Below are 19,923 nucleotides of genomic sequence, written 5' to 3' on the forward strand. Positions count from 1 at the left end.
TCCGGGCTCAGTCGAAGAACTGCGCCATCCTGAACCGGCGGACCAGCAGCGGCACGGCGTACCGGCTGATCACTTTGATCTTGCGGATGCGGGTCTTCTGGTTCATCGTGACCACCACGCACTTCATCAGGACCTGGTGCGGGCCGGGGAGCGCGAAGTAGGAGATGGAGACGCTGCGGCGGGCCAGGCCCCGGTCGGACAGCGACTCGCCCACCTCCCGGTACAGCCGCGTCGAGCCCTTGAGGTTGAACGCGGTGGAGCCGATGATCACGTGGTTCGCGGCCTCGGGGCAGTGCGCGAACAGCCGGACGTCGTTGTTCTGGCGCGGCCGGCCGGGCAGGATCCGGAGCGAGGTACGGTTCTTCCATTCGTCCGGGATGGGATCGCCGGCGAGCGTCCTGACGCCCGCCGGCGCGCCCGTCGCCGCCGCGGGGCCGGTCAGGCCCGTGGCCGCCGTCGCCGTGGCGCTCAGGGTCACGACGAGCGCGGCCGCCGTTCCGATTCGCATTCCCGTGACGGGACGCACGTGCTCCTCCTGTTGGACGGATGATCTCATTATGTCGATCACGTCTCGGGTCGCCCCGCGCCACGCCGACGAGCGCATGGGGCGGGCGAAGGTGGGTAATGTGCGCCCACCGTATGAAGGGTGGATGGCGCATGGGATTACGGACGGCACTGAGGGCTCGGTTCGGGCGGCAGGGGCGGCGGCTGCGGGCCGCGGCCAAGCAGCGCTTCGGCTGGCACAAGCTGCGGCCCGGCCAGCAGGAGGCGATGGAGCACCTGCTCGCGGGGCGCGACGTGCTGCTCGTCATGCCGACGGGCGGCGGCAAGTCGGCCGTCTACCAGGTGCCCGCGCAATTGCTCGACGGGCCCACGATCGTCGTCTCGCCGCTCATCGCGTTGCAGCGCGACCAAGTCATGGGCCTGCGCAAGGCGGACGCGGGCGGCGCCGTGGCGGTGAACTCGACCTCCTCCGTCGCGGCCGGGCTTGAGCAGGTGACGGCCGGGGAGGCGGAGTTCGTGTTCCTGTCCCCCGAGCAGCTCGCCAAGACCGACGTCGTCGAACGGCTCGCGAAGGCCGGGCCGTCGCTGATCGCGATCGACGAGGCTCACTGCGTCTCGTCGTGGGGGCACGACTTCCGCCCCGACTACCAGCGGCTCGGCAAGGTCATCAAGCGGCTCGGGCACCCGCCGGTGGTCGCGATGACCGCCACCGCGGCGCCGAACGTGCGCGAGGAGATCGTCCGCTCGCTCGGGCTGACCGATCCGGTGGAGATCGTCAGGGGGTTCGACCGGCCGAACATCTCGCTGGAGGTCCGGCGGTTCGTCCGCGAGGAGGACAAGAGCCAGGCCCTGATCGAGTACGCCGCCACCGCCGGCGGCCTCGGCCTGGTGTACGTCGCCACCCGCAAGGAGACCGAGGAGTACGCGGCGGCACTGGCCGGCCGGGGGCGCAGGGCGGGGGCGTACCACGGGGGGCTGCGGACTTCTGAGCGGACCCGCGTACAGGAGTTGTTCACCGCGGGCGAGGTGGACACGGTCGTGGCGACGTCGGCGTTCGGGATGGGCATCGACCGGCCGGACGTGCGCTACGTGCTGCACGCCGCGCCGCCGGAGTCGCCCGACGCGTACTACCAGGAGATCGGCAGGGCGGGCCGGGACGGCGCGCCCGCCGAGGCCGTGCTGTTCTACCGGCAGGAGGACCTGGGGCTGCGCCGGTTCTTCGTCGGCGGCCGGGCCGACGGCGAGGCACTGCTGCGCGTGGCCACGCTGGCCCGCGAGCACGCCGGCACGGTCCCGGCGGGCGAGCTGGCCGCGCTGCTCAAGGTACGCCCGTCGTACCTGACCAGGCTCGTCAACCTGCTGGAGCAGGCGGGCGCGCTCACCGTCACCGACACCGGCGACCTGCGCTACACCGCGCGCAAGATGACGCCGGAACAGGCCGCCGCGCGGGCGGTCGAGCTGGACGAGGCGCGGCACCGGGTGGACGACTCGCGGATCGACATGATGCGCGGCTACGCCGAGACCAGGGGCTGCCGCCGCCGGTTCCTGCTGGAGTACTTCGGCGAGCCGTACCCGGGGACGTGCGGCTCGTGCGACACCTGCGGCGACGGCGAGCCGTCCCGGACGGCGCCCACGGGCGGGCCGTACGTGGTGCAGGCGAAGGTGACGCACAAGATGTGGGGCGAGGGGACGGTCATGAGCCGCGAGCCGGACCGGATCACCGTGCTGTTCGACTCGGTCGGCTACAAGACCCTGTCGCTGGGCGCCGTGGAGGACGTGCTGCGCCCGGCTTCGTCCAGCTGACGGCCCGGCTCAGTCCAGGAGACCGAGCTGACGGCCGGCCCGCAGCGCCAGCCAGACCTCGGCGAACGCGGCCGTGGACGACAGGTCGCGGCCCGTCAGCTCGGCGAACCTGCGCAGCCGGTAGGCCAGCGTGTTGGGATGGATGTGCAGCGCGGCCGCGGCGTCCTCGGTGCGCCGGTCGCGCTCCATCCACGTCCGCACGGACGTCAGGAGCTGGGAGCCGTGCGCGGAGTCGTAGGCGAGCACGGCGCCGAGCACGTTCTCGACCAGCGCGGTGAGCGCCCACGGGTCGTCGGGCAGCCACCGGCCGGTGGTGTCGTCACCGTAGTGGATCAGCGCCTGGCCGGACTCGGACGCCGTCGAGGCCGCCCAGACCGCTTCCCGCTTGGGGATCTGCATGGACTCCCCCGGCGGGAACGGCCGGCTCATGCCCGCCGCGACGCCGGGCAGCGCGGCGACCGCCGCGCCGAGACCGGGCGCGCCGAGCACGTAGCGGTCGTCGCCCCTGCGCAGCATGAGGTGCGGCTGGTCGTCGAGGGCGCGGTGGATGGCCTCGTCGGGCACGTTCCTGAGCACGAGGAGGACCAGCCCGGCGTCGCCCGGCAGGCCCATCCTGACCAGGCGCCGCCGGGCCGTGGCCGGGTCGAGGACGTCCTGGAGCAGCTCCGACAGCGTCTCCGCGCCCTGGCGGCGCAGCGTCTCGCGCTCGTGGCGGGCCCTGGCCACCTGGAGGGCGGCCACCGTGGCGATGTGCTGCACCACGGCCAGCCCGGCGGGCCTGGCGCCCTGGCGCTCGAACGCGACGAGATAGCCCGCGGGACCGCCCGGCGCGGGCACCGGCAGCACGAAACCGCCGGGAATGGTGGGCGGCGCCTCCGGCTCGGACGGGAGCACGGCCAGATCGGGCACCGGCACGCCGGGCAGCAGCGGCCGTCCCTGCGGGGTGCAGAGGAAGACCTCGTAGCCGGACAGCCGTTCGAGGCGTTTGAACAGCGTGGCGCTGTCGAGGTCCTCGGCCGCCAGCCAGCGCAGCGCGCCGAACACCTGGAGCTGCGCGCCGAGCCGCTGGCTGGCGTCCTCCTGCACGGCCGCGGCCACCTCCTGGGCGATCGCGATGAACGGCACGGCCAGCGGCACTTCGAGCACGGGCATGCCCCGCTCCTCCGCGGCCTGGATGAAGGCGTCGTGCAGCGGCGGCACGTGCAGCTGCGCCGACAGGGCGAGCGCGGACACGCCCGCGTCGTCCAGCCGTTCGAGGTAGGCGCGCTGCTTGGCGGCCTGGCGCGGCACGGCGATGCCCGTCGTCATGATGACCTCCGCGCCGAGCAGCCAGGGCGTGGGATCGTCGAGCTCGCTGACGTGCGCCCACGACACCGACCGGCCCAGCCCCGCCTCGCCTGCCAGCAGGCGTAGCTGGAGGGCGGGCGAGCGCAGCAGGTCTTCCACCGACACTTTTGTGGTCACCCACAAAGGATATGGCGCGTCTTCATGGCTGCCCCGATTGAAGGTCCGCGGCACGGCCCCCACACTCAATGCCAACCACCTGTACGGGAAGGCACGGGCACCCATGAGAAGAGCACTTGCCACCACCCTCCTCGGCACCCTCCTCGGCGGGGCGGCGCTGGCCGGTTGCGCCGCGCCCGAGGAGACCACGACGGCCCCCACGGCCCAGATCACCGCGGGCGCGAAGGACGAGGCGATCGCCAAGCTGCTCCCCGCGGACATCCGGCAGGCCGGCAAGGTGCGCGTGGCCTCCGGCGTCTCCTTCCCGCCCATGGAGTTCTTCGACACCGACAACAAGACCGTGCTCGGCTTCGACGCGGACCTGGGCAAGGCCCTCGGTGAGGTGCTGGGCGTCGAGTTCGCCTTCGAGAACGTCAACTTCGACGGCATCATCGGCGGGCTCAACGCGGGCCGCTACGACCTCGGCCTGACCAGCATGCTCGACAAGAAGGAACGCCAGGAGCAGGTGGACTTCGTCGACTACCTCAAGTCCGGGTCGGCGCTCATGGTGGCCAAGGGCAACCCGGAGGGCGTCAAGGAGGTTCTCGACATGTGCGGCAGGAAGGTCGCCGTCGAGAAGGCCGCGACCGGCGACCTGCTCGTGGACGACGTCACGAAGAAGTGCGCCGCCGCCGGGAAGCCCGCCGTGGAGAAGGTGCCCTTCCCCGACCAGGCGAGCGCCGTGCAGGCCCTGCAGTCCAAGCGGGCCGACCTGGTCGCCGCGCTGGACCTGACCCTGGCCTACAGCGTGAAGCAGGCGCCGGAGCAGTTCGAGGTGGCGGTGAGCGCGATCGACCCGCTGCCCGTCGGCATCCCCGTGCCCAAGAGCAAGCCGCAGCTGCGTGATGCCGTACAGGCCGCGTTGAAGAAGCTCATCGCGACCGGCACCTACGACGAGCTGCTGGCCAAGTGGAACCTGCAGGCGCAGGCGTTCAAGGACGCCGCGATCAACGCCGGCGCATGACCGGCCTCCAGGAGCACGCGACCGAGCCGATCGTGCCGCTGCGCCGCCCCGGCCGCTGGGTGGCCGCGGCGGTGCTCGCGGTGCTGGCCGCGATGGCGGCGAACTTCGTGCTCACCACTCCCGCGCTCCGGCTCGACCTGGTGGCGGGTTACCTCTTCGAGAAGTCGATCATGCGGGGGCTGCTGCTCACGGTCGAGCTGACCGCGCTCGCCATGCTGGCCGGCGTCGTGCTGGGCACCGCGCTGGCGATCATGCGGCTCTCGGAGAACCCGCTGCTGCGCTGGGTCGCCGCCGCCTACGTCTGGCTCTTCCGCGGCACGCCCATCCTGGTGCAGCTGCTGTTCTGGTTCTTCCTGGGCGCGGTGATGCCGCGGCTCAGCCTCGGGGTGCCTTTCGGCCCCGAGTTCTTCTCCACTCCGGTGAACGTGCTGATCACGCCGTTCACGGCGGCCGTGCTCGGTCTGGGGCTGAACGAGGCCGCGTACATGGCCGAGATCGTCAGGGCCGGCATCGGCTCGGTGGACCGCGGGCAGCGGGAGGCCGCCGAGGCGCTCGGCATGCGGCCCGCCCTCGTCTACCGGCGGGTCATCCTGCCCCAGGCGGGCCGCGTGATCGTGCCCCCGACCGCCAACGAGACGATCTCGATGCTCAAGCTCACCTCCCTGGTGCTGGTCATCGGCCTGCCTGACCTGCTGACCAGCGCCCAGCTCATCTACGGCCGCAACTTCCAGCAGATCCCGCTGCTGATCGTCGCCAGCCTCTGGTACCTCGTGCTGACCACGCTGCTCACCGTCGCCCAGTCGCGGCTCGAACGGCGGCTCGGCCGTTCTGACGTCCATACGGGAGGTCACGCATGACTCCGGGTACGAGCGAGCCGCTGCTGACCGCGCGGGGCGTGCGCAAGAGCTTCGGTCCCGTCGAGGTGCTCAAGGGCATCGACCTCACCGTCCATCCAGGCCAGGTGGTGTGCCTGCTCGGTCCGTCGGGGTCGGGCAAGTCGACGTTCCTGCGCTGCGTCAACCACCTCGAACGACTCGACGCCGGCGAGATCTGGGTCGACGGCCATCTGGTCGGCTATCGCCGCTCGGGCGGCAAGAAGTACGAGATGCGCCCCCGGGAGGTGGCCGACCAGCGGCGGGACATCGGCATGGTGTTCCAGCGCTTCAACCTCTTCCCGCACCGTACGGCCCTGGAGAACGTCATGGAGGCCCCCAGGCACGTGCTCGGCCTGCCGCGCGAGTCCGCCCGGCAGGCGGCGCTCGACCTGCTGCGGCGGGTGGGCCTGGAGGAGCGGGCGGAAGACTACCCGGGCCGGCTCTCGGGCGGCCAGCAGCAGCGGGTCGCGATCGCCAGGGCGCTGGCCATGAAGCCCAAGCTGATGCTGTTCGACGAGCCGACCAGCGCGCTCGATCCGGAGCTCGTCGGGGAGGTGCTCGATGTGATGAAGGATCTGGCGGGGGCGGGTATGACGATGATCGTGGTGACGCACGAGATCGGGTTCGCCCGGGAGGTGGCCGACCAGGTCGTCTTCATGGACGACGGGCTGGTCGTGGAGGCTGGGGTGGCGGCCGAGCTGATCGCCAACCCCCGCCACCAGCGGACCCGCGCCTTCCTGTCCAAAGTCCTGTAGCCACGACCGAAGCCGCCGTCACCGCGCCCAGCCCTGCACCTCGTCCTTATCGAGGGCCTCAGCCTTGCCGAGAGAGGAGCCGCACCATGCCACATTCCGGCACCACCGGGATCTCGCACTCCCGCGGACGCAATGAACTCCATCGACACCACCACGGACCTACCTTGGCCGGCCGGTCATGAGGACCGGGGGTGACCTGGTCGTCGAGACGCTGGCCGCGCTCGGCGCCACCACCGTGTTCGGCGAGCCCGGGCAGCACGCACTCGGCCTGTTCGACGCGCTGAGCAGGTCGGGCCTGCGCTACGTGGGCTGCCGTACCGAACTGGGCGTGGCGTTCGCCGCCGACGGCCACGCGCGCGCGACCGGCGCGGTCACGCCCTTCCTGGTCTCCACGGGACCGGGCGCGCTGGGCACCCTGCCCGCTCTCATGGAGTCCCGCCTGGCCTCCGTCCCGGTGCTGGGCATCAGCAGCCAGATCCCGGCCGACGGGCTGGGCGGACGGCGCAAGGGCTACCTGCACGAGCTCCCCGACCAGGCCGCGTCCTTCAGCGGCGTCGTGAAGTCGGTCCGCGTGGTGCGATCCGCCGGTCAGATCGTGCCGGCGCTGGCCGAGGCCTGGAAGATCGCGCTCACCGCACCCGCCGGCCCGGTCATGGTGGAGATCCCGCAGGACGTGCTCCTCGCCGAGACCGCACTCCCGGTGGCCGCCCGGCTGGAGGTTACGCCAAGGCCACTCCTCCCCCGCGCCGAGCTGATCGCCGCCGCCGCGGACCTACTGACACAGGCGAGCACCCCCGTGATCCTGGCCGGCGGCGGAGTGACCCGCGCCGGCGCCCAGACAGCTCTCCTGGCACTGGCCGAGGAGCTGAACGCGCCGGTCGCCACCACATTCGGCGCCAAGGGCGCTTTCCCCTGGGAGCATCCCCTGTCGCTGCAGTCGTGGCTGGAGGACCGGCACATGACAGCATTCCTGGAGGACGCCGACGTGCTGCTGGTCGTCGGCTCGGGGCTGGGCGAGCTGTCCAGCAACTACCACACGATGCGGCCACGCGGACATGTCATCCAGATCGAGGCCGACCTGGGCAAACTGGAGTCCAACCACCCAGCCCTGGCCATCCACGCGGACGCCCGCGCAGCCCTGGAAGCCCTGGCAACAGCGGCGAAGGGGGCAACACGCCCCTTCCACCGAGCCGACATCACAGACTCTCCCGGCCGGGATGCTGGGGCGGCGCGGGCGGCGGTCCGAGAGGTGCTTGCGCGGGTCGCGGAGCGGCTCGACGACCAGGGGCTCGTGCTCGAACGGGCGGTGCTCGCGGCTGTGGACCGTGCGCTGCCGGAAGACGCGCCGAGCTTCTGGGACATGACGATCCTCGCCTATTGGGCCTGGTCGGCGTGGCCGCGCCCGATGGAGTCGGCGCAGGGCGCGGGCGGGCTCGGCTACGCGCTCCCCGCAGCGCTCGGGGCCGCCGCCGCCACCGGCGGGCCGGTGCTCGCCGTCTCCGGTGACGGGGGCGCGATGTACGGCCTGGCCGAGCTGGCCACGCTGGCCCAGCACCGCCTCGACGTGACCTGGCTGATCGTGGACGACGGCGGCTACGGCATCCTGCGCGAGTACATGACGGACGCGTTCGGCGCCGCCACGGGGACCGAGCTGGCCAGGCCGGACTTCGTCGCCCTCGCGGCCTCGTTCGGTGTGACTGCCTGCCGTACGGACCCGGAGTGCCTGTCGGACGACCTCGCACGGGCCCTGCGAACGCCGGGGCCGAGCGTCGTCGTGCTGCCCGCTACCCTGCGGATGTTCGCCCCCACTCACCTGACGCCGTCCTAACCCCCGTGCTCCGCATACTGACGGCGGCTCCCGGCGGCGGCCTAAGTTCGGATGTTCGGGCAGCGCAGCTGACACCGTGGCCCGCCGTACCCCGCGCCCGGACATCCGTCTGTGGGCCACGGTGGACGTCCTTCAGCAGTCCAGAGTGGACGTCCGCCCGCAATGTGCAGCGTCTCCCCGGTGCCGAGGAAGGCGTCGTCCGACAACAGCCGCAGGACGGCGGCTGCGACGTCCTCCACGCTGCCGTACGGCCCGGCGGCCACAGCGTTCAGCCGGACCCCTGAGCCGGCGAAGTCTGACGCCGCCATGCGGGTCACCTCGATCACCGCCGCTTGCGCATCGGTAACCTGCGCACAGGCGACGCACCGCTCGGCGCAACGCGACTCGGCTCTACGCGCGTCCCCAGCCAGCGCGTCAACGGCCTGCGCCTGGACGTGCGACGCCTGGGCGGACAGCCCGAAGGCGGACGGCCTACAGGCGGGCGGTATCTGGGCTCGCGCATCGTAACCGGGCGACGCCTGGCCGGACGCCCCGCGAACGAGCGGCCCGTAGGCGGGTGATGCCAGGTTGATGACGCAGGTGCCGGGCTGCATGGCCGGGATCTCGTACCGCATCGCCAAGGACAGCTCGCTCGCATGGGCGTCGTTGATCGCGGCGTCGAGCCGGCCGAAGGCGCCGAGCGTCTGCTCCACCAGCCGCCGTACCGACACCGCGCTGGTGAGGTCCGTGGGGACGGCCACCACGTGGCCCCCCGCCGCGCGAAGATCCGCGGCCAGCGCCTCCAGGGCCGGCCCGCCCCGGACGGCGACGACCACGTTGACGCCTGCCCGGCACAGTGCGCGAGTCACCCCGACGCCCCCGCCCCAACCACAGGCCCGGCTCAGGGCACAGGTCGCCCCGACGCCCCCGTCCCGATCACCAGCCCTGACCTCGCCCCAACCCTCGCTCTGATCCCGGTCCCGGCCTCCGGCCTGGGCCTCGGTGCGGCGCTCGTGGAGGCAGGTGGTGGTGACGATGGCGGTGCGGCCGCTCAACGATCCGCGCGTCATGCTGACCTCTCCCTCCGGGTCGCTCGCCGGTTGCCGGTTACCCGATCGACGCTAGGAGCGGTGTCGCGCGGGCCGCATCAGTGAAGTCGCCGGTCTTGCCGGGGCGCGACCTCGTTGTCATGGGTTCCGGTGCTTTCTATGCTCGGCGTGTGCTGGGGAGAGACGGCGAGATCGAGCAGCTTGAGTCGTTACTGCGGCATGCCGCCGAGGGGCGCGGCGGCGGGGTCGTCCTGCACGGTGAGCCGGGGATCGGCAAGACCGCGCTGCTGTCGTACGCCGAGGAGCACGCCACCGGCTTCCTCGTGCTCCGCGCGGTCGGCGTCGCGCCGGAGGCCGATCTCGCCTACGCGGCGCTGCACCAGCTCCTCCTCCCTGCGCTCGGCTCGATCGGCGACCTGCCGGGGCCGCAGGCGCAGGCGCTGCACGTCCTGTTCGGGCGGGCTCACGGTACGGCGCCCGATCCGTTCATGGTGGCGCTGTCGGCGCTGTCGCTGCTGTCGTTGCTGGCCGAGGAACGGCCGGTGCTGTGCGTCGTCGACGACGCGCACTGGGCGGACCAGCCGACGCTCAAGACCCTGGCGTTCGTGGCCCGCCGGCTGGGCGACGAGCCCATCGCTCTGGCGCTGGCGGCCCGCGCCGACGAGGGGCACGCGACCGATCTGCCCGACCTGCGGCGTATCCCGCTCATGGGGCTCGGTAAGGAGGCGGCCACGGCGCTGCTCGACGAGCGGGCCGGTACGAAGGCCGGCGAGAGGACCGGTGACGGGCGGCTGAGTGAGGGGGAGCGGCAGCAGCTGCTGGCCGCCACCGGCGGGAACCCCCTGGCCCTGCTCGAACTCGCCGGCAAGGAGATCCCGCCGGACGGCACGCGCGAGCCGCCCGCCATGACGGACGAGCTGCAGCGGTCGTTCCTGGCCAAGATCGGCGCCCGGCACGCGGAATCGCTGCCGCTGCTGCAGCTGATCGCCGCCGACGGCTCGGGCAGCGTCGGGACCATCGAGAAGGCGGCCGCGGCCCTCCAGGTCGCCACCGGCCCGCTGCACCGCGCCGAGCTCGACGAGCTGCTGACCTACGACGGGACCCGGCTGGTGTTCCGGCATCCGCTGATCCGCTCCGCGATCTACCACAGCGCCACGGCCGACCGGCGGGCCGCGATCCACCGCGCGCTGGCCACCGCGCTGGACGCCCCGGCCGACCAGCACCGGCGGGCCTGGCACCTCGGGCAGGCGGCCGTCGGCCATGACGAGCAGGCCGCCGAGCAGCTCGAACGCTCGGCGGAGCAGGCGGCGCTGCGTGGCGGCCCGGCCGCGGCCATGGCGGCGCTGTCCCGGGCGGCCGAGCTGACCGCGGACGGCCCGCGCAGGGGACGCCGGCTGTGGGCCGCCGCGCTCGCCGCCGTGCAAGGAGGGTTCACCACCACGGCGGGGAAGCTGCTCGACCGGGCCGAGCGGGAGCCCCATCTGGCGGAGTCGGATCGGATCGCGCTGGCCGCGGTACGGGCCACCGTGGCCGAGTTCGCCGGCTCGCCCGAGGACGCGATGGACCTCATCCGGCCGTGGATCCCGCGTGCGCTGCGGATCGACCGTCACCTGTTCACCCCGACCGTCGCGATGTACGGCGACCTCGGCTTCCGTACCAACCGGCCGTGGGCCTGGTCCGAGCTCGCCGGCTGGCTCGACGAGGCCGCGCTGTCGCCCGACGACCCGCAGGACGCGGTGCTGCGGCTGCTGCACGCCGCCAGCCTGGCCCGTACCGGCCGCGATCCGGGGTGGACGGCGCGCGACGCCCTGGGGCCGTGGGCACGCGACCTCCCGGGGATGGGTGCGAGCGACGGGTCCGGGTGGCCGGCCGATCCGGTCACGATGACGCTGGCCGGCGGGATCGCTCGCGGGCTCGGTGCGTACGAGCTGAGCAGGCGCCTGTACCGCGACGCCGGCCGGCGGGCGCGCACCACCGGATCGCTCGGCGCGCTCGCCTGGAACCTCGAGTACCAGGCCGCGGACGAGATCGCCCGCGGCCGGCTCGGCATCGCCGAGTCGCACGCCGAGGAGGGCTGCCAGTTCGCCGCCGAGGCGGGCCAGCCGAACACGGCCTGCCGCAACCGGGGGCTGCTGGCCCTGTGCGCGGCCCTGCGCGGCCGGCCGGAAGCCGCCGGGCTGGCCGCCGGCGTGCTGGCCGAGGCGAGCGAGCGCGGGCTGGCCGACGCGACCGCGTACGCCAGGCGCGCGCTCGGCCTCATCGACCTGGTCGCGGGCCGGCACGGCGAGGCCGCCCGGCATTTCGCGGCGGTCGGCGACTGGGCCGCGGACACCCCTCCCGACCTGGCCATGGCCGTCGTTCCCGACCTCGTCGAAGCGCTGGTCAGGGCCGGTGAGCCCGATCGGGCCGCGGCGGCCACGGCCCGCTACGCCCGCTGGACCGAGCACACCGCCGCGCCGGAGCTGGGCGCGCTCACGGCTCGCTGCCGGGCCCTGACCTGCGCCGACGGCGGCGCCGCAGACCACTACGCGGAGAGCCTGCGCCTGCACGCCGAGTCCGATTCCCCGCTGGAGCGCGCCAGGACCGAGCTGCTGCTCGGCGAGCAGTTGCGCCGTGACAGGCGGCGCTCCCAGGCCCAGCGGCACCTGCGCGGCGCGGCCGAGGACTTCCGCCGCGTCGGCGCGCTCGCCTGGGCCGATCGCGCGCTGGGCGAGCTGCGGGCCACCGGGGAGTCGGGGCAGCGCGTCCCCGAGGCGGGCACGTTGAGCACGCTCACCCCGCAGGAGCTGCGCATCACGCTGGCCGTCGGCGAGGGGCTGAGCAACAGGGAGATCGCCGCGCAGCTGTTCCTCAGCCCGCGCACCGTGGACTACCACCTGCGCAAGGTCTTCCAGAAGGCCGGCATCACCTCGCGGGCCGAGCTCATGCGCATGGTCCTCGCCGACGCCCCGGCCTGAGGACCGGCGAGTTCACTGATTCGGCGGGCGGCTCGCCCTTCCTACCGTTGGCGGCATCACGTCGTTCACGTCTAGGAGCCCGAAATGACGATCCCCCGTACGAGCAGGGCCCGCCTGGCCGGCCGATTCCTCTGGCACTACGCCGAGATGGTCGTCGCGATGCTGCTCGGCATGCTGCTGCTCGGCATGCTGTGGGACGCGGTCCTGCCGGAGATCACCAGGATCGACGTCAGCACCCTGCTGATGGCCGCCGACATGACCATCGGCATGGCCGTCTGGATGCGCGTACGCCGCCACGGCCGGCCCGGCATCGCCGAGATGAGCGTGGCGATGTTCGCGCCGTTCCTCATCCTGCTCGTCCCCTACTGGCTCGGCGTGTTACCAGGTCACCTGGTGATGTCGATCGGGCACGTGCTGATGTTCGTCTTCATGGCGCTGGCGATGCTGCGGCGCCCGGCGGAGTACACGCATCCGCTCCCCAGGCTGCGCGTCCGGCCGAAGTGGGCCTGGCGGACCGGCGTCGTGCTGATCGCGCTGCTGATCCCGGGGGCGGTCGCCGCGGTGAACACGATCGGCAAGTTCGGCGGCCTGTACGAGGCCCGCGCGGACGCCGTGAGCGCCGTCCCCGCGTCGAGGACCCACGATCCGGCCAAGCCCACGGTCGCACTGCTGACCAGCGAGAGCGGCACCAACGTGGCCGACCTCCTCGGTCCGTACGAGGTGCTGGCGGGCACCGGCCTGGTGAACACCTACATCGTCTCCCCCGGCGCCCGGCTCATCCCCTTGACCGGCGGCCTGGACCTGGTGCCGGACCTGACCTTCGACGAGCTGGGGCGGCTGCTGGCCGAGCGGCGCGACACCCTCGACGCCGTGGTGATCCCCGCGCTGCAGAAGCCGGACCCCGCCGAGCTCGGCGCGATCACCGGCTGGCTGCGGCAGCAGTCGGCGGCCGGCGCGCTGACCGTGAGCGTCTGCGCCGGAGCCCGTACGTTCGCGGCCAGCGGCCTGCTGGACGGCAGGACCGCGACCTCCCACTGGCTGCGGCTGTCCGGGCTGCGCGCGGACTACGGCAAGGTCAGCTGGGTGGCCGGCCGGCGGTACGTCGACGACGGGAACATGATCACCACCGCCGGCGTGCTGTCCGGGGTCGACGGCGGGCTGCGGATCATCGAGCGGCTGATCGGCACGGACGCGGCGAGCGCGGCCGCGGCCCGGGTCCACTGGCGTCACTACTCCCCCGGCGGCTCCACCAAGATCCCCGAGAACGCCCTGGAGCCCGGTGACGCGGTCGTCGGCCTCAACGCCTCCTACCAGCCCGGCCCTTCCGCCATCGGCGTACAGGTCAGCGAGGGCGTCGGGGAGATAGAGCTGGCCTCGGCGTTCATCTCCTACACCGAGCACGCCATGGTCGGCAGGACCGTCGCGGTCGGCGACGGGACGGTCCGCTCCAGGCACGGTCTGACGTTCGTCCCCCGCTCGACGCTCGCGGCGGCTGCGGAGGACCTCGGCCGGCTGCTCGTGCCCGGCCTGGAGGCGGCGCAGCGGCGCAGCCTGGGCACCGGGCCGAGCGCGGCCACCGGGGGGCTCCGGCCCGAATACCTCCACACCAGCGCGGAGTTCGCCTTCGATCCGGTGCTGCGGGACATCGCCCGTACGTACGACGTGCGGACCGCGCAGTGGACGGCGAAGACGCTGGAGTACCCGGTGTTCGACGTCAAGCTGACCGGGAGCGCCTGGCCGTGGCCGGCGACCGTCATCCCCGTGGTGCTGGCGCTGCTGGGCGGCGGCGCCGCGGTCATCGGTGGCATCGTGTTCCGCCGGCTGCGGTCCTCGTAGCGGGGTCCTCGTAGCGGGGGTGTCAGGCCAGCGCGTACATGCGGATGGCGACGGCGTCGCCGTCCGCTTCGCGCGCGAGGCCGACGAAGACCGTCTCGGCCAGCCATCGGTGGGCCGGCGCGTCGGTACGGAACACCGGGGAGGTCCGGTAGTACACCCCTGGCCTCGTCACCTGGAGGGCGCCGTCGTCCTGGCCGGGGCATTCGGTGCCCTCGTGGTAGTAGCCCCGGTTGACGATGTCGATGACCGCGCCGTCCTCCGCCTGGATGAGGTAGCGGGCGTCGAGCTCGCAGACCCGGCCGCGGGTGTTCGACCAGTCGCCGCCGCCGGGCAGGACGATCCCGCGCAACGACGGCCCCTCGACCGTGCCGCCGACGATCGGGGTGAACTCGGTCTTCTCGCCGTCCCCGTGCCCGACGTGCAGGGTTGGGGCCAGCTCGGCACGGATCTCGAACGCGAAGGACAGGACGGGAGCGAAGGGGGACATACAGGACTCCTCGGCAAGGGCTCGAAGGTGAGGCAGGCGGCCAGGCGGGGCTCAGGGACGGGCGTCAGGGCGGGCTCTCAGGGACGGGCTCTCAGGGACGGGCGGAGCTGGTCCGGTTGCCGGCTGCCGATGCGCAGGCACGACGGCCGCGCGCCCCCCACGACGATCTCCCTGACGACCGGCGCGCCGGGCAGGGCGGACCACGGGTCGGCCCCGGCCGGGCACTCGGCGATGTAGTCGGGAAAGTCGCTGCTCATCACGTCGAGCGCCAGGCGATGCCCCGCGCGCAACCGGTAGGCGACGCTCTGCAGGTCCACCACCACCTCCTCGCCCGACACCGGCCCGTCGAGCCGCACCTGGCCCTTGGCCACGAGGAACGCGCCCCCGCCCGGCGGCAGGTCCAGCAGCCGCGCGTGCAGGTGGGCGCCCGCGGGAGCCGACGGACGCAGCACGAGGGTGACGGTCCCGACCAGATCGGCGTCCTCGCCGGTGGCGGAGGCGGTGAACCGGAGCACGTCCGTACGCCCCGCGGCAGCGCTCACGTCCGCTCGGTCGAACAGGGCGGCGAAGGGGTTCGCGCCGGTCGAGGGAACCAGGTCGGACGGATCGTGGGTCCACCGCAGCCGGTCCTCCCGCTCCGGCCGCGCCCGCGTGAGCGAGGCGTCCGGGGACAGGTGGTACTCCAGGTCGGCCGCGGCCCGGGGCGGCCAGGTGTCGCTTTCGTGCCATTCGCCGTGGCAGACCTCGTAGCGTACGCGCGGCAGCGCGGCCAGATCGCCGGTACGGCCGAGCACGGCGTCGAAGAACTCGATCGCGGGATCGAGGTAGCGGGGCAGCAGCCGGTCGAGGGCGGCGGGAGAGGCGGCGTGGTCGTCGCCGGGAGCGACGGGGGCGTGACCCAGCCAGTAGTTCTCGTGGTCGATGGCCTCCAGCCGCAGGTGCAGGTGCCCGGCCCAGGCGGGGGTCCGCGCCAGGGCGCGGACGTCGTGCCAGGACCAGACCGCGCAGTTGTCGAACCAGCCGATCGTGTACAGGGCCGGGACGGGCCGGCTTTCGAGCAGCGCCTTCAGCGGCGGAGGCACGAACCGCGACCCGCCGCCGCCGGACCCACCGTCCAGCCTGCCCTCGAAGCCGCCGGGCCCGCCGCCGAACTCGGCGTCGAAGTTGGCCGAGCGCCTGCCGAGCCGCTCGAAGAAGTCCTCGAACGCCGCCCGCAGCGGCCGCCGGCTCCAGTCGGGCCCCCATTCGTACCGGCCGGCGTCCACGTAATGGGAGGCCAGGTACATCTTGCGGGCCGTCTGCTCGACGTCCCTGGTGCCGTCGTCGTGCGCCAGCGTCATCGACAGCTGCGAGCCCGTCAGGCGCGGCGAGATCGCCCTGAGCGCGGGATGGCCGCCGATAACCGCGGCGATGGCGGTGTAGCCATAGTAGGAGTCACCCCACATGACGACGTCGCCGTCACACCACGGCCGCTCGGTGAGCCACTGGATCGTGTCGTAGCCGTCGTCCGCCTCGTGGACGGCGAACTCCGGCGTTCCCTCCGACCGGAACTTGCCCCGGACGTCCTGGACGACGACGTGGTATCCGTGGGCCAGGAAGTATCGGCTGATCTGCGGCATGAAGCAGTACGTGCCGTTCTTGTCGTACGGGAGCCGTACCAGCACGACGGCCTGACGGGACGACGGCGGGCCGGCGAGATAGACGTCGGCGGCCAGCCGGATCCCGTCCCGCATGGGGATCATGACCTGCGTGGCGTCGTGCGGCACGCCGGCCGCTCCGGTCTGCTTGATGGTCAGCACGTCATGTCTCCGTGGTGTGTGAGCCGGTCGAGCGCGCGGCGGTCCTGCGCGACCCGGTCGAGGTCCCAGCCCGGCGAGGGGATCGAGTCGAGCAGCAGGCGGGTGTAGGGATGCTGGGGGCTGCGCAGGATCTGCTCGGTCTCGCCGCGCTCGACGACGCGGCCGTGCCGCATCACGATGGCCGTGTCCGTCATGTAGCGGACGACGGCCAGGTCGTGGCTGACGAAGACGTACGAGATGCCGGTGTCCCTGCGCAGCTCGTCGAGCAGGGTGAGGATCTGGGCCTGGATCGAGACGTCGAGCGCGGCGACCGCCTCGTCCAGCACCAGGACGCGAGGAGCGATGCCGAGGGCGCGGGCGATCGCGGCCCGCTGCCGCTGCCCGCCGGACAGGTCGCGGGGCAGCGACTCCCCCGCCCGGCCGCTGAGCCCGACCTGGTCGAGCAGCTCGGCGACGCGGGCCCGGTGCTGCTTGCGGGAGCCGGGCGCGTGCAGCCGCAGGGGCTCGGCGATGGACTGGGCGACGCTCTGGCGGGGGTCGAAGGAGCCGTACGGGTCCTGGAAGATCATTTGGAGCCTGCGTGCCTTCCAGAGGCGGGATCGGCCCTCGGTGCTCTCGCCGTCGAGGGTGAAGGCGCCGGAGGTGGGCCGTTCGAGCCCGGCGAGGATGCGCGCCGTGGTCGTCTTGCCGGATCCGGACTCGCCGACGATCCCCAGCGAGGCGCCCGGCATCAGCTCGAAGCTCACCCCGTCCACGGCGGTGACCTGCCCGAACCGCTTGACGAGCGACGTCACACGAAGCACGGGCGCGCTCACGACGCCACCTCACGGGGATCCCCTGGACGGAGGCACGCGACGAGCGACGTGCCGTGCGGGCGGTACGCGGGCACGGCGGCGGCGCAGTCGTCGCCGGCCAGCGGGCAGCGGTCGCGGAAGGAGCAGCCGGACGGCGCCTCGGCGAGCGAGCGCGGCCGTCCCCTGATGGCCTTGATCTCGGCCCGGTCCCCGCGCACGGACGGGCTCGCGTCGAGCAACGCCCTCGTGTACGGATGCGCGGGCGCATCGGCGAACTCCTCCACGATCCGGCCGGCGTACATGACGTAGATGCGGTCGCAGATGGCGGCGGCGAGGTCGAGGTCGTGGGTCACGAACAGCAGGCCGGTGCCCCGTGCCCGCTGCAGGCTCCTGAGCAGGGCGATCACCTCGGCCTGGGTGGTGACGTCGAGCGCGGTGGTGGGCTCGTCGGCGAGAAGCAGGTCGGGCTCGGTGGACAGCGCCCCGGCGATCATGACGCGCTGCAGCATGCCGCCGGAGAACTCGTGCGGGAAGCGCCGCAACGCACCCGCCGGGTCGTGGAGGCCGACCTGTTCGAGCAGGCCGAGCGCGCGGGCGGCGGCGGCGCGGCCGGGCATGCCACGCGCTCGCAGCCCTTCTGTCAGGTAGTCGCCGATGCGGCGGACCGGGTTGATCGACGCCCGCGGGTCCTGGAAGATCATCGAAACGCGGGTGCGCCGCAGGTCGCGCAGCGCTTTGGGGCCGGCGGTGAGCACGTCCACACCGGAGACCGTGACCGCTCCCGTCGTGTGCGCGCCGCGCGGCAGCATGCCGAGCGCGGCCCTGGCCGTCAGCGACTTGCCCGAGCCGGACTCGCCGACGAGGCCGACGGTCTCCCCGCGCCCCACCCGTACGGTGACGCCGGCGAGCAGGGGGAGGTCGCCGACGGCGAGGCCCAGCAGGGAGATGCCGAGCGCGTCCCGTTGCGCGGTGGCCGTCTTCATGCTCCCTCGCCCCGCTTCCCGCCGATGGCGGCCCCGAGGTGCTCGCCCAGCACGTTGACGGCGACGACGGTCAGCAGGACCGCGAGGCCGGGCACCAGCCCGCTCCACGGCTCTCCCTGCAGGATGGCGGTGCGCGCCTGGCTGATCATCGCTCCCCAGTCGGCGTCCGGAGGGCGTACGCCGAGCCCCAGAAACGACAGGGACGCCAGGTCCACCAGCGCGTAGCCGAAGGACAGCGCGCTCTGGGCGATGAGGATCGGCGTGATGTTCGGCAGCAGGTGGCGCAGCGTCACCCACCACTCGGAGAAGCCCATGACGCGGTAGCTCTCCACGTACGGCCGCGCCCCCTCCTGCACGGCGACGCTGCGGACGACCCGGCCGATGAAGGGCGTGTAGCTGACGGCCAGCGCGCAGACGGGCGCGACCAGCCCCGGCCCGGACACCGCCACGACCAGCATCGCCAGCAGCAGGCTCGGGAAGGCGAAGACGATGTCCATGCCGCGCGAGAGCACGGCGTCGGCCCAGCCGCCCGCGCGCGCTGCCAGCAGGCCGATCGCGGTCCCGAGCAGGCCGGAGAGCAGCACCACGCCGAGAGGCGCCAGCAGCGACAGCCGGGCACCGTACATGAGCCTGGACAGCACGTCGCGGCCGGTCGAGTCGGTGCCGAGCCAGTGTCCCTGCGTGCCGGGCGGCGCCAGGGAGTCGAGCAGGCTGGTGGCGTCCGGCGAGTGCGGCGCGAGCACGGGGGCCAGCAGCCCCGTGACCGCGACGAGGAGCAGGAACGCGACCGCGAGCGTACGGCCGAGCGGGCGACGCCGCCGCCGCACGGAACGGGCCCGCAGCGCGGGAACGGTCAGGGTCATCGGCCGGCCCTTCCCGCCGTCACGCGTGGGTCGATGACCGGCAGCGCCAGGTCCACCAGCGTGTTGACGACGACGAACAGCAGCACCGCGATGAGCGCGATGCCCTGCACGACGGGGAAGTCGCGCCGCGACACGGAGCTGACCAGCAGAGAGCCGACGCCGTCCAGGCCGAACGCGGTCTCGACCACGGCCGTGCCGACGAACAGGCCCGCGACCAGCAGGCCGACGACGGTCACGAGGGGGGCGAGCGCGTTGCGTACCACGTGCCTGCGGATCACGACTGCGGCGCTCACCCCGCGGCTGCGCGCCACCTCCACGTGCTCGCGGCCCAGCTCCTCCGCGAACGCGGCGTTGCCGACCCGGGCGAGCACGCCGAAGGCGGCGATCGCCATGGCGATCGCGGGCAGGGTCAGGTGCCACAGCCGGTCGGCCAGGCCGCTGCCCGCGCCGGTCGCGGGGAACCAGCCGAGTCCGGCCGCGAACGCCGACAGCAGCACGATGGCCGCCACGAACGAGGGCGTCGCGGTGGTGACGGCCGCCGCGACGCTCGCGAGCCGGTTGACCAGGCCGCCCTTGACCGCGGAGGCCAGCGCGACCGCCGTCCCGAGCAGGGTCGCCAGGACCGCCGAGTACGCGATGAGCAGGCCGGACACGCCGAGCCGGGCGGCGATGAGCGAGGTGACGCCGCTCTGGTAGTTCAGCGACGTGCCGAGGTCCAGGCGGAGCGCGTCGCCGATCCACGCGAGATAACCCTGCGCGAACCCCTGGTCGAGACCGTACTCGTGGCGCAGGGCCGCGATCTGGTCCGGGGTGAGGCGCCGGCCGCCGGTCACCGCCAGCACCGGGTCGCCGGGGACCAGCCGGAGCGAGCCGTAGATGAGGATCGAGCCGACCAGGACGGTGATGATCGCGCCGAGTGCGCGTCTGCCGAGCCAGGCGGCCAT

The 19,923-nt window shown here is 73.1% G+C and carries 16 protein-coding genes; 7 read left to right on the top strand and 9 right to left on the bottom strand.

All coding sequences use genetic code 11. The features are described from left to right. Positions 1-7 precede the first annotated feature (7 nt). On the bottom strand, positions 8-508 hold the full coding sequence (locus tag ABEA43_RS37655; protein ID WP_345569552.1) for a hypothetical protein: 501 nt from the start codon (positions 506-508) through the stop codon (positions 8-10). Between the two features lie 149 nt (positions 509-657). On the opposite strand from ABEA43_RS37655, the gene ABEA43_RS37660 reads away from it, so the two are divergent. Continuing rightward, positions 658-2,307 carry a RecQ family ATP-dependent DNA helicase gene (locus tag ABEA43_RS37660; RefSeq protein ID WP_345569554.1) on the top strand — a complete coding sequence of 550 codons (1,650 nt, stop codon included), beginning with the start codon at positions 658-660 and terminating at the stop codon, positions 2,305-2,307. Positions 2,308-2,316: 9 nt separating this feature from the next. Here the strand turns inward: ABEA43_RS37660 and ABEA43_RS37665 are convergent, their stop codons facing one another. Continuing rightward, entirely contained in the window at positions 2,317-3,771 is a 1,455-nt protein-coding gene (locus ABEA43_RS37665; protein WP_345569556.1) for a PucR family transcriptional regulator, read from the bottom strand. 103 nt (positions 3,772-3,874) lie between these two features. Here ABEA43_RS37665 and ABEA43_RS37670 point away from each other — a divergent pair, with 103 nt between their 5' ends. The 4 genes from ABEA43_RS37670 to ABEA43_RS37685 all read left to right on the top strand — a co-directional run bounded on the left by ABEA43_RS37670 (position 3,875) and on the right by ABEA43_RS37685 (position 8,232). After that, positions 3,875-4,774 (top strand): ABC transporter substrate-binding protein, encoded by a 900-nt coding sequence (locus ABEA43_RS37670; RefSeq protein ID WP_345569558.1) that lies wholly within the window; start codon positions 3,875-3,877, stop codon positions 4,772-4,774. Continuing rightward, positions 4,771-5,631 (top strand): amino acid ABC transporter permease, encoded by an 861-nt coding sequence (locus tag ABEA43_RS37675; RefSeq protein WP_345569560.1) that lies wholly within the window; start codon positions 4,771-4,773, stop codon positions 5,629-5,631. Before ABEA43_RS37670 ends, ABEA43_RS37675 begins: the two co-directional genes overlap by 4 nt. Beyond that, positions 5,628-6,404: an amino acid ABC transporter ATP-binding protein gene (locus ABEA43_RS37680; protein ID WP_345569562.1), complete on the top strand. Its 777-nt coding sequence runs from the start codon at positions 5,628-5,630 to the stop codon at positions 6,402-6,404. Before ABEA43_RS37675 ends, ABEA43_RS37680 begins: the two co-directional genes overlap by 4 nt. A gap of 178 nt (positions 6,405-6,582) precedes the next feature. Beyond that, positions 6,583-8,232 carry a thiamine pyrophosphate-binding protein gene (locus tag ABEA43_RS37685; protein WP_345569564.1) on the top strand — a complete coding sequence of 550 codons (1,650 nt, stop codon included), beginning with the start codon at positions 6,583-6,585 and terminating at the stop codon, positions 8,230-8,232. Positions 8,233-8,273: 41 nt separating this feature from the next. Here the strand turns inward: ABEA43_RS37685 and ABEA43_RS37690 are convergent, their stop codons facing one another. Then, the gene (locus ABEA43_RS37690) at positions 8,274-9,281 is read right to left on the bottom strand and encodes an SDR family NAD(P)-dependent oxidoreductase (protein ID WP_345569566.1); all 1,008 of its coding nucleotides are present in this window, start codon (positions 9,279-9,281) and stop codon (positions 8,274-8,276) included. 149 nt (positions 9,282-9,430) lie between these two features. Between ABEA43_RS37690 and ABEA43_RS37695 the strand changes: the two genes are divergently transcribed. Further along, a complete protein-coding gene (locus ABEA43_RS37695; protein WP_345569568.1) occupies positions 9,431-12,217 on the top strand; it encodes a helix-turn-helix transcriptional regulator in 2,787 nt (928 codons plus the stop codon). An 84-nt stretch (positions 12,218-12,301) separates the two neighbouring features. Beyond that, positions 12,302-14,053 (top strand): DJ-1/PfpI family protein, encoded by a 1,752-nt coding sequence (locus ABEA43_RS37700; protein ID WP_345569570.1) that lies wholly within the window; start codon positions 12,302-12,304, stop codon positions 14,051-14,053. A 22-nt stretch (positions 14,054-14,075) separates the two neighbouring features. Here ABEA43_RS37700 and ABEA43_RS37705 read toward each other — a convergent pair whose 3' ends face one another. The 6 genes from ABEA43_RS37705 to ABEA43_RS37730 form a co-directional block, all read right to left on the bottom strand. Then, positions 14,076-14,540, bottom strand: coding sequence for a DUF3237 domain-containing protein (locus tag ABEA43_RS37705; RefSeq protein WP_345569572.1), 465 nt, complete (start codon positions 14,538-14,540; stop codon positions 14,076-14,078). 77 nt (positions 14,541-14,617) lie between these two features. Beyond that, positions 14,618-16,339 carry a CocE/NonD family hydrolase gene (locus ABEA43_RS37710; RefSeq protein WP_345569574.1) on the bottom strand — a complete coding sequence of 574 codons (1,722 nt, stop codon included), beginning with the start codon at positions 16,337-16,339 and terminating at the stop codon, positions 14,618-14,620. Continuing rightward, positions 16,333-17,154: an ABC transporter ATP-binding protein gene (locus ABEA43_RS37715; protein ID WP_345569575.1), complete on the bottom strand. Its 822-nt coding sequence runs from the start codon at positions 17,152-17,154 to the stop codon at positions 16,333-16,335. The genes ABEA43_RS37710 and ABEA43_RS37715 overlap by 7 nt, the downstream gene beginning before the upstream one ends. Further along, on the bottom strand, positions 17,151-18,116 hold the full coding sequence (locus tag ABEA43_RS37720) for an ABC transporter ATP-binding protein (RefSeq protein ID WP_345569576.1): 966 nt from the start codon (positions 18,114-18,116) through the stop codon (positions 17,151-17,153). The genes ABEA43_RS37715 and ABEA43_RS37720 overlap by 4 nt, the downstream gene beginning before the upstream one ends. Next, positions 18,113-18,979, bottom strand: coding sequence for an ABC transporter permease (locus ABEA43_RS37725; RefSeq protein WP_345569578.1), 867 nt, complete (start codon positions 18,977-18,979; stop codon positions 18,113-18,115). The genes ABEA43_RS37720 and ABEA43_RS37725 overlap by 4 nt, the downstream gene beginning before the upstream one ends. Further along, positions 18,976-19,923: an ABC transporter permease gene (locus tag ABEA43_RS37730; protein WP_345569580.1), complete on the bottom strand. Its 948-nt coding sequence runs from the start codon at positions 19,921-19,923 to the stop codon at positions 18,976-18,978. The genes ABEA43_RS37725 and ABEA43_RS37730 overlap by 4 nt, the downstream gene beginning before the upstream one ends.

The organism is Nonomuraea rosea, from assembly GCF_039539705.1.
GTDB classification, from domain to species: Bacteria; Actinomycetota; Actinomycetes; order Streptosporangiales; family Streptosporangiaceae; genus Nonomuraea; species Nonomuraea rosea.

Bases quoted from the DNA above. Each gene is read 5' to 3' on its own strand.
- ABEA43_RS37655 (WP_345569552.1), bottom strand. From the start codon at position 508: ATGCGAATCGGAACGGCGGCCGCGCTCGTCGTGACCCTGAGCGCCACG.
- ABEA43_RS37660 (WP_345569554.1), top strand. From the start codon at position 658: ATGGGATTACGGACGGCACTGAGGGCTCGGTTCGGGCGGCAGGGGCGG.
- ABEA43_RS37670 (WP_345569558.1), top strand. From the start codon at position 3,875: ATGAGAAGAGCACTTGCCACCACCCTCCTCGGCACCCTCCTCGGCGGG.
- ABEA43_RS37675 (WP_345569560.1), top strand. From the start codon at position 4,771: ATGACCGGCCTCCAGGAGCACGCGACCGAGCCGATCGTGCCGCTGCGC.
- ABEA43_RS37680 (WP_345569562.1), top strand. From the start codon at position 5,628: ATGACTCCGGGTACGAGCGAGCCGCTGCTGACCGCGCGGGGCGTGCGC.
- ABEA43_RS37685 (WP_345569564.1), top strand. From the start codon at position 6,583: ATGAGGACCGGGGGTGACCTGGTCGTCGAGACGCTGGCCGCGCTCGGC.
- ABEA43_RS37690 (WP_345569566.1), bottom strand. From the start codon at position 9,281: ATGACGCGCGGATCGTTGAGCGGCCGCACCGCCATCGTCACCACCACC.
- ABEA43_RS37700 (WP_345569570.1), top strand. From the start codon at position 12,302: ATGACGATCCCCCGTACGAGCAGGGCCCGCCTGGCCGGCCGATTCCTC.
- ABEA43_RS37705 (WP_345569572.1), bottom strand. From the start codon at position 14,540: ATGTCCCCCTTCGCTCCCGTCCTGTCCTTCGCGTTCGAGATCCGTGCC.
- ABEA43_RS37720 (WP_345569576.1), bottom strand. From the start codon at position 18,116: ATGAAGACGGCCACCGCGCAACGGGACGCGCTCGGCATCTCCCTGCTG.
- ABEA43_RS37725 (WP_345569578.1), bottom strand. From the start codon at position 18,979: ATGACCCTGACCGTTCCCGCGCTGCGGGCCCGTTCCGTGCGGCGGCGG.
- ABEA43_RS37730 (WP_345569580.1), bottom strand. From the start codon at position 19,923: ATGGCCGCCTGGCTCGGCAGACGCGCACTCGGCGCGATCATCACCGTC.